Origin of the sequence: Pseudoalteromonas sp. KS88 (assembly GCF_004766475.1) — a bacterium.
Taxonomy (GTDB): Bacteria; Pseudomonadota; Gammaproteobacteria; order Enterobacterales; family Alteromonadaceae; genus Pseudoalteromonas.
Genome location: NZ_PYHV01000016.1, coordinates 131,043 through 139,328 on the forward strand (window position 1 = coordinate 131,043; position 8,286 = coordinate 139,328).

The window sequence follows — 8,286 nt, forward strand, 5'->3', positions numbered from 1 at the left end:
ATTTTTATGAATTTAATAACCAAGTCATTTTCAGAATTGACAACAAAAGAATTATTTCTGATTGCAAAGGGGCGTGTCGATGTTTTTGTTGTAGAACAAGCTTGTGCATATCCAGAGCTAGATAACGTAGATTGCAATAGCACCACAGAGCACCTTTATTGGCTTACTGACGAACACCTTGGCGCATATGCTCGATGTTACTTAAAAGATGATAAGTACAGTGCAATAGGGCGCGTGCTGATTAGTAAAGAGCATCGTGGCAACGGGTTTGCACAAGAGTTGGTAACACAAGCAATCGAAAGGTGCTTTAAATTATGGCCCAGCAGAGAAATATATATTGGTGCCCAAACCTACTTGTTAGATTTTTATCAAGCCCTTGGCTTTACAGCAATAAAGCAGCCGTACTTAGAAGATGGTATAGAGCATCAAGATATGATTTTAAAGCGCCCAATAAGTTAATGGGCGCTTGTTAATAGGTGTAAATTAACCAAAAATTGAATTGATGAACACTAATGAAATGGCAAGTGGGCAAATAAACTTAATGTACCAAGGCCATATCTTCCAAAATACACTGTTAGCCACATCGGGACACCCTTGCTTTATCTCCTCAAGTAATGAGTTTCTATACCAAATCCAGCCGACAAATAAGCAGCACATAAGTCCTAACAAAGGTTGCCCAAACTTAGTGGTGATGGTGATGACGAAGCCAAATAACGTATCAAAGTAAATGACGATAGTGGAACTTACTAAAGTTATAATAGCGCCAATCAACCAAGTAGCCTTGATTCTGTCGAGTGAGAATCGCTCTACTGCATACGAAACAGGGGCTTCTAACATAGAAATTGACGATGTTAATGCGGCGATACTCATTAGGGCAAAGAATGCAAAGCCAACAAATAAACCGATAGTACCCATACCATCAAAGAGGGCTGGCAGAACTTGAAAAACTAAAGTGTCTTCGGAGAGCAGCTCGCCTTGTGCACTAAAAATTTCAACACCTTGGGCTTGCGCTACATACATGGCTGGAATGATTAAAAGGCCTGCCACAAAAGCAATAAATACATCAATCAAAGTGACATAAGCACCGAGTGAAACAAGGTTTTCTTTTTTGCTAATATATGAGCCATAAATGATCATAACACTGGTGCCAAGCGACAAGGAGAAAAATGCTTGGCCAAGAGCGTTTACCAGCAATTCGGGGTTTAAAATCGAACCAAAATCAGGAACTAAATATGCCTTAAGGCCTGTCATAGCACCTTCTTGCATCATTACATAAATGATGAGTGCAAATAGAATTGACAGAAGAGCAGGCATTAAACGTTTAGACCACTTCTCAATGCCGTTCTCCACACCTCGGCTGATAATCGCCACGGTTAAAATAATAAAACCTGCCGTAAACAATAAATTTCTTGATAAAGATTGTTCACTTAGCCAATTAGTAACTGATTGATTTGAGGTTAATGTGGCAATCGGTTCTAAGGTTGCGCTTATCATCCAACCTGCAACAATTGCGTAAAAGCTTAAAATTAGCCCGGCACAAATAATGCCACCAAAGCCCACTATAAAAGCAAATTGCTTTTGTGATTTTGTATTGGATATTTTGCGCAGTGATGAAACTGCATTAGCTTGACCATGGCGGCCAATTGTTAATTCTGCCATTAGAGCAGGGTAAGCTAAACAAAAAGCAAGAATCAAGTAGGCAACTAAAAATGCTGCGCCGCCATTGCTGGCTGTTTGAGTGGGAAAGCCCCAAATATTACCTAACCCAACCGCTGAGCCTGCGGCGGCCATAATGAATCCAAAACGGGAGCTAAACTCCCCTCTAACTGCGCTCATAATTATTATTACTTCTCTATTTTTTAACGGCGATGACAATCTACTTTATATGCATATAAATAAAAAGCACTTATTGTTCTATATCAATATAGTGGGATGGTGATTGTCTATTTTTAATACTTTTTTATACTAGTAAAGTGGCGTTTTTTGTTTTTAACCCATTGAATACTAGTATAAAACTAGTTCGCTGGTATATGTAAACTGTAACAGAATAGTTACATTTTATTTGTGTTATGGATTTTCAAAGTAAAACAAGCCCCTTTTAGTTGTTTACTGCGACTCACCGTAACTGAACCGTGGTGCCAGTCAGCTACTTTTGCAACAATCGCTAAGCCTAAACCATAACTTTGCGCTTCTCTATTTCGGTGATTTTGTTCCTGAAAAAACGGAGTAAATACTTTGTGCCAGTTATGTTCTTCTATTCCAGGGCCATCATCTTCGACAGTAATAACCACTGTGTGTGTCATTTTTTTAGCGCTAATTACTATATGGTCGGTTGCAAAGTCACATGCATTACTCAATAAGTTGGAAATTGCGCGGGCGAGCCAATGAAGATCTGCATAAACGCTAATATCATCACAATCTAATTCAACATCAATGTTATGTTTGGCTATTTTAGGCTCCAGCTGAGCAATAACGGTTTTTAAGTAATCGTTTAATTCTGTGTGAGCGTAATTAAGTTGCGTGGCTTTTTGTTCTAATGTCGCAAATGCCAAGTAGCTTTTTAGCATAGATTCCATCTGGTCTAAGTCAGATTCCATTCGTGTTAGATAGTGCAACCTTTTTTGTTCGTCATCACAGTCTAACGTAGCATCTAAGCCAAATCGTAGACAGGCAATTGGTGTGCGAATATCATGAGATAAACTTGATGCCATTAATTTATTTTCATCGAGTAACTTTTCTATTTGACTGGCCATTCGGTTAAAAGTGAGCTCAACATCTTTAATATAAGTAAAATATGAAACCTTGATACGTGCTTGTAAATTACCACTTGCAAACTGTTTTGCAGCCTCATTTACAACCCCTAAACGTTTGGCTAGTGGGGCAATAATAAAGCCCATAAATACACATAAGCCTGCATAAAATAATAAGGTGAGTAACATATCATTTTGCTGTATTTGCTCGATTGTTTTTTCTAATCGTAGCTTTAAATGAAACGGTGCTAACTGATTGTTGCTATACAGCAAGTAAAACCCTTGTTGATCTTCGAGTATTAATCCTCCTGTTTTATTCATCTGCTGAAGTAATGAATTCGGCAATGCTAGTGTCTCTGTTGCTCGATAGGTAAGGGGTAACTCAAATTGCGAAGCTAGTTGCTGCGTATATTGACTGCGTTCAGCAGGAGGGAGCTGCAATAGTTGTTGACTGAAACCCATTAAGAGTTTGCTTTGCAGAGAAAACTCATCTTGCGGAGAATGGGTTTGTTGACTAAAGGCATCGATTAACCAACCAAGCACAACAATTGACAAAAGAGCACTTCCTAGCAGTGAAAGATAAAACTTCTTCATTGATATCTACTACTATAAAGGTGTGATTTGACTACCATGCGCTTGCAACCAGTAAATAACCTTTACCCCAAATTGTTTTAATTTTTTCAGGGTGTTGCGGATCGTCATTAAACTTTTTACGTAATGCTGATATAAGTACATCTACGCTGCGGTCAAGGCCATCATATTCTCGCCCTTTAGTCGCTTTAAATACGGCGTCGCGCGACACGACTTGTCCGGCGTTTGATGCTAAATAACTCAGTAGCAGATATTCCGCGCTGGAAATTGATTGTTCTATATTATTAATAAAAACATTGCGTGATTGCGTGTCAATTTTTAGTGCGCCAACTTCGATAAGAGTTGAATCATTTTTTTGTTCTATATTGTCATGACTCATGCGTAGAGCCGCTTTAATTCGTGCCAACAGTGCTCTGGGCCTAACAGGTTTTGTTATGTAATCACTGGCACCGACTTCAAGCCCAATAACTTCATCCATTTCCTCATCACGAGCTGTAAGCATAATAATTGGCTTATTATAAAACTGCCTAAGTTCACGACAGACGCTAATGCCGTCTTGTCCTGGCAGCATAATATCAAGCAGAATTAAATCAGGTGAGAATTGTTTAACTTGTTCGACAACAAGATTTCCTCGGGAGCAAATTTGCGTCGTGTAACCTTGTTCAATCAAATACTCTGCGACCCATTGAGCAAGTGAGGTGTCATCTTCAACCAGTAAAATAGTGCCGTAATTATCCATAGTCTTCTCTTTTTAAAACAATCGCCAGCGACGTTTCTTCTGGCGGTTTTGATAAACCCATTGTAATTGAACGTGTGTTTTAGCAATGATTTTGCCGCTATCACTGTTGATTAGCTCAAATGCAATTGTTTCGACTGAATCAAAAGCATAATCAAACTGCCCTGATTTTTGTCTGAGCCAGCATTGCATAATGTGCTTTGAAGTAGCGTCCCTAAGGCAATAATTACCAATCTCAGGGCGTTGCCAATTGATCTCGATGTCAGCATAGCAATTTCGCCCTTCACGCAATGCTACACAGGTGTCAGGTATTGCAACAAAATCACTTTGATCAATTTGTTCAGCACTTACCGTTAAAGGTTTGGTACTTAGTAAACATAAGGCAAGAGTTAATGTTTTAGAATACATATCGCACGCCTACCATGGCTTTGTGTTGATAGCCTTGTGAAACGATAGGGCTATTTGATATTTCACTTGTGAACCACGTTGACAATACACCTGTTAAAAACACCCAGTGTCTATTTAAGGGGTACTCTGCGTGGAATTCAAAAATTACGCTGCCAGAAGTGCCCGTTTCATAAATAGGTCTTGTTGGTTTTGATTCTTCTGGCGAAATACCAAAATAATAGTTTGTAAAATCATCCGAATACGCACTAAAACCAACACCAGAACGGAATTCCCAATTTTTCCAGGGGAGTATGTGACTAAAAAAAGTGTTTATTACCCAGCTATTATGTGAACTAGAAATGTCATGGAGATATTCAACAGAAATTTGAGAGTTTTGAAAACGACGTGTTAAACGCAATCCGGTATTAAAGTCATATTTGCGGCTTAGAATTCCTTCCAACTCGTCAATTGTGCCTGTGTTGTAAAAGTCTAAGCCTGTCTCATCAAATCCAGCTTGAACATTAGTACCAAGAATATCCAGCTCCCAGTCATATCGTTCAATTAAACTATAACCAATGATGACGCCACCACTAAGTTGGCTGTGGTCAATATCGAGGTAGAAGCGGTCGTAAGAGATAGCTAAGTTAAGATCAAGTTCTAAGCCATCATTATAAGAGTCCATTCCAACAAGGTAGGAATCTTCAATATAATAACCGGCTCCAGCACTCCAGTCCCAAGCAAACCCATTCGTGGGTTTTAAAGTGTTATCGGCGTAATATCGGTTACTTGCAAAGCTTACATCGCTCCAAAAACACATAACTAATAATATACAAATTAAAGTACGTGTTTTATTTAAAATTTGCAGCATTGCTTTCCCTGTAACTAAGGTTGAGTAAGTAAGTGTATTATATTGTCAAAGAATGCCTTTTTCTGTAAAAAAATGTAGCAAATAATTTTACTTACTGAACTTTGATTTTGTCGATTAAAATACTACTCAAATAAAATTGCATCATTGGGGTTAGCGCGCTTACCTCTGTGCGGTTACATGGACCTTGCAATTTAGTCAAGCTGCTCATTTTACTCATTACTTTGTAAGGTGGAATACTCACCTCTTGAGATGCACGCGCACGGCGGGCTTGTTCTGTATTCTGCTGATGGATAAACGATGCTATTTCAAGCTCGTTGCTAATGATTTGTTCTTGTTGGTATGAATACACAAGGGGTTCACGATGAAAGCTCGCACTGTCAATCGCTGACTTACCAAACCAGACTACATCGCCTGATGCTCTGTGTGTTAGACGCATACTGACATCTGCATTTATAGTTGCACATTGTTGTGTTGGGTAAAGTAGTGAAATCTTTTCAAATGTTGAAAGCGGTGTTTTAGGCGTATCTATCTGGTATTTAGTATCTTCAACAAAGTTTAGCTCAAGTTGATGCACTGACAGCGTGTAATCGCTTTTGCCTTGTGTAACAACATTAAGATTTATCGCCTTGAGTGCATCAGTAATTTGTGAGAATAAAATGTCTGTAACACTCGTATTATCTGCGACAATCTTAACCGTTTGATTGCGTTTTACTTTGTGGGCTGGTAACTGAACAGACTTTACTTTTGGCGAATTGTGAGCAGTTGAATAACTTATTTGGTAATGCTGGGTTTTTAACAAAGGTTTCTTTGGCATTTGCAAAGAGTCTGCAACAGGCGGTGGTGCTGTAGTACATGCAGTCGTTGTAAGTAATAAGCAAGCGATAAAAATATAACGAATAAGCACAATAAACCCTTAAGAACATATTAATGCGAATATTGTACGTTAGTCTTGATAAAAGTTCATGTTATTATGTGCTAAGAAATTTCTTAATATAGTTAAAATAATAAAAATGAAGTCATCAACACTATTATTATTTTGTTTTTTTTTATTATTTATTTCATACACTTGTTCTAGTCAAGATGCTCAATGGGATAAGTTGATTGATGATTACAACACACATTTATCAATCAAGTTAAAAAGCAAAGGTATACCAGGCGCAGCATTATCTATTGTATACGGTCAAGACAGTGAGTTTGTGAAAGGTTACGGCGTTACTAAACTACACAAGGGCCAGCGAGTTGACACAAATACACGTTTTCGTTTGGCATCTGTCTCTAAAACATTTGCAGGGTCTTTAACTGCAAAACTTGCTAATGAGAAGCGCTTTTCATTAGAAGATCCCGTCAGTAAATATATACCTAAACTAAGTAACACAAGCTATAAAAACAACTTAAAAGTGTACCACCTACTTAGTCACTCAGGTGGCCTAGTGCCAAATGCATATGATAATTTAATTGAGTCAAGGATGCGCTATCCTGATATTGTTGAAAAACTATTAAGTGTTGAGCCTATATGTCAGCCAGGTCAATGTTATGGTTATCAAAATGTGATGTTTAGCTTAGTTGATGAAGTAATTAAATCCAGCACTCAAATGGATTATTCCCATTGGTTGAATGAGTTTATATTTGCACCATTGCAAATGAATAACGCCAGCTTAGGGTATGACAACATGGTGATTGATAGTAATTATGCTCATCCTCATGTTAGAGGGCGTAAACGGTGGCACACTGCGAGGTTAAAAAAGAATTACTATAAAGTGCTTCCCGCTGCGGGTGTTAATGCCAGTGCGAGCGATATGGCTATCTGGTTAAAAGCGCAGCTTGGTGTTTATCCGACTATTCTTTCTTCTGAAGTATTGGCTAGTCAGGCAAGACCTTACACACAAACAAAAAAAGAATTACGACGTAGAGTGTGGAGAAAGCATCTAAAAGCGGCTTATTATGGTCTCGGTTGGCGTGTTTATAATTATGATAATGAGACGCTTTATTATCATAGCGGCTGGGTACAAGGGTATCGCAGCGATCTTGTGGTAATGCCGCACCTTAACATAGGGTTTAGCCTAGTATTAAACGCAGAGACAGGGCTTATTAATGAGCTCACAACGGAGTTTATCAACCGGGTGCTGGAATATAAAAGACAAAACATGCAACAGTTGGAGAAAGGATGAGACACTTAGTTGGCTTTTTAATGTTATTTTGCACAAGCTTTGCGCATGCAGCCCCTGATAGTATTTACTTATTTCGCCACAGCGAAAAAGAAAAGGGGAACAACCCACATTTAACAGAGGCCGGTAAACACAGAGCTGATCAACTATCTAGCCTCATTGAAAATAACAAGCCAGTGGCTTTGTTCAGTACCAACTATAATCGCACAATTGAAACGGCCAACGCATTAGCTAAAGATTTAGGGGTTGAGGTACAGGTGTATAATCCTAGAGACTTAGCACAATTTAGTGAGCAAGTATTAACGATGAATGGAACAATCATCATTGTTGGCCACAGTAATACAAGTGTGGAATTAGCAGCGTTATTTTCTGAATTAAAAGTCGATAAAATGCATGAATCTGAGTTTTCCCGTTATTTTTTACTACAGCGAACGGGACAAAATTTTCATTTAAGTGATTTAAAAATGAATTTTGACTAGGGCGTGTTGACCTTTCGTGATTAATTTTACAGCAGTATGTTTGGTATTTAGGCAAGGCAGCGCCTATGCAGTGTGGTTGTTCCCCATAAATAGGCGACAACGCAGTATAAATGCCAAACATGCGCTGCCCAAAGGGTTCTTCCTAGGGGCGATTGACTCTTTGTTACCTACATGGATGTAGGTAAGGGGCGCTAGCAGGACGCGGTAGCTTTGCTCGGTTTTTACTTAGCCCGCTAGGTTACAAACCTCGCGCCGCGATTAAATCACCCCTAGATTGAACAAATTTCAATCCACAAAGGTCAACTGTCTC

At 38.8% G+C, this 8,286-nt stretch carries 9 protein-coding genes; 3 read left to right on the top strand and 6 right to left on the bottom strand.

The annotated features are described in order from the left end of the window. Positions 1 to 6 precede the first annotated feature (6 nt). Positions 7 to 459, top strand: a complete 453-nt coding sequence (locus C7Y70_RS10640; RefSeq protein WP_135474908.1) for a GNAT family N-acetyltransferase — start codon at positions 7 to 9, stop codon at positions 457 to 459. Positions 460 to 483: 24 nt separating this feature from the next. On the opposite strand, the gene C7Y70_RS10645 is transcribed toward C7Y70_RS10640, so the two are convergent. The 6 genes from C7Y70_RS10645 to C7Y70_RS10670 form a co-directional block, all read right to left on the bottom strand. Beyond that, the gene (locus C7Y70_RS10645; RefSeq protein WP_135474909.1) at positions 484 to 1,836 is read right to left on the bottom strand and encodes a sodium-dependent transporter; all 1,353 of its coding nucleotides are present in this window, start codon (positions 1,834 to 1,836) and stop codon (positions 484 to 486) included. A 215-nt stretch (positions 1,837 to 2,051) separates the two neighbouring features. Further along, a complete protein-coding gene (locus C7Y70_RS10650; protein WP_135474910.1) occupies positions 2,052 to 3,344 on the bottom strand; it encodes a HAMP domain-containing sensor histidine kinase in 1,293 nt (430 codons plus the stop codon). Positions 3,345 to 3,375: 31 nt separating this feature from the next. Continuing rightward, the gene (locus C7Y70_RS10655) at positions 3,376 to 4,080 is read right to left on the bottom strand and encodes a response regulator transcription factor (RefSeq protein ID WP_099294454.1); all 705 of its coding nucleotides are present in this window, start codon (positions 4,078 to 4,080) and stop codon (positions 3,376 to 3,378) included. 12 nt (positions 4,081 to 4,092) lie between these two features. After that, entirely contained in the window at positions 4,093 to 4,485 is a 393-nt protein-coding gene (locus C7Y70_RS10660; RefSeq protein WP_099294456.1) for a DUF3019 domain-containing protein, read from the bottom strand. Next, a complete protein-coding gene (locus tag C7Y70_RS10665) occupies positions 4,475 to 5,281 on the bottom strand; it encodes a MipA/OmpV family protein (RefSeq protein ID WP_245321480.1) in 807 nt (268 codons plus the stop codon). The genes C7Y70_RS10660 and C7Y70_RS10665 overlap by 11 nt, the downstream gene beginning before the upstream one ends. A 142-nt stretch (positions 5,282 to 5,423) precedes the next feature. Beyond that, complete coding sequence (locus tag C7Y70_RS10670; protein WP_245321482.1) at positions 5,424 to 6,221, bottom strand: hypothetical protein; 798 nt, start codon at positions 6,219 to 6,221, stop codon at positions 5,424 to 5,426. 121 nt (positions 6,222 to 6,342) lie between these two features. Between C7Y70_RS10670 and C7Y70_RS10675 the strand changes: the two genes are divergently transcribed. Together C7Y70_RS10675 and C7Y70_RS10680 are read left to right on the top strand one after the other, a co-directional pair. Beyond that, positions 6,343 to 7,500 (top strand): serine hydrolase domain-containing protein, encoded by a 1,158-nt coding sequence (locus C7Y70_RS10675; protein WP_135474912.1) that lies wholly within the window; start codon positions 6,343 to 6,345, stop codon positions 7,498 to 7,500. After that, positions 7,497 to 7,976 carry a histidine phosphatase family protein gene (locus C7Y70_RS10680; RefSeq protein WP_135474913.1) on the top strand — a complete coding sequence of 160 codons (480 nt, stop codon included), beginning with the start codon at positions 7,497 to 7,499 and terminating at the stop codon, positions 7,974 to 7,976. The genes C7Y70_RS10675 and C7Y70_RS10680 overlap by 4 nt, the downstream gene beginning before the upstream one ends. Positions 7,977 to 8,286: the final 310 nt, after the last annotated feature.

Coding starts and splice junctions, on each gene's coding strand:
- C7Y70_RS10665 (WP_245321480.1), bottom strand. CDS start 5,281: ATGTGTTTTTGGAGCGATGTAAGCTTTGCAAGTAACCGATATTACGCC.
- C7Y70_RS10675 (WP_135474912.1), top strand. CDS start 6,343: ATGAAGTCATCAACACTATTATTATTTTGTTTTTTTTTATTATTTATT.
- C7Y70_RS10645 (WP_135474909.1), bottom strand. CDS start 1,836: ATGAGCGCAGTTAGAGGGGAGTTTAGCTCCCGTTTTGGATTCATTATG.
- C7Y70_RS10680 (WP_135474913.1), top strand. CDS start 7,497: ATGAGACACTTAGTTGGCTTTTTAATGTTATTTTGCACAAGCTTTGCG.
- C7Y70_RS10640 (WP_135474908.1), top strand. CDS start 7: ATGAATTTAATAACCAAGTCATTTTCAGAATTGACAACAAAAGAATTA.
- C7Y70_RS10660 (WP_099294456.1), bottom strand. CDS start 4,485: ATGTATTCTAAAACATTAACTCTTGCCTTATGTTTACTAAGTACCAAA.
- C7Y70_RS10650 (WP_135474910.1), bottom strand. CDS start 3,344: ATGAAGAAGTTTTATCTTTCACTGCTAGGAAGTGCTCTTTTGTCAATT.
- C7Y70_RS10655 (WP_099294454.1), bottom strand. CDS start 4,080: ATGGATAATTACGGCACTATTTTACTGGTTGAAGATGACACCTCACTT.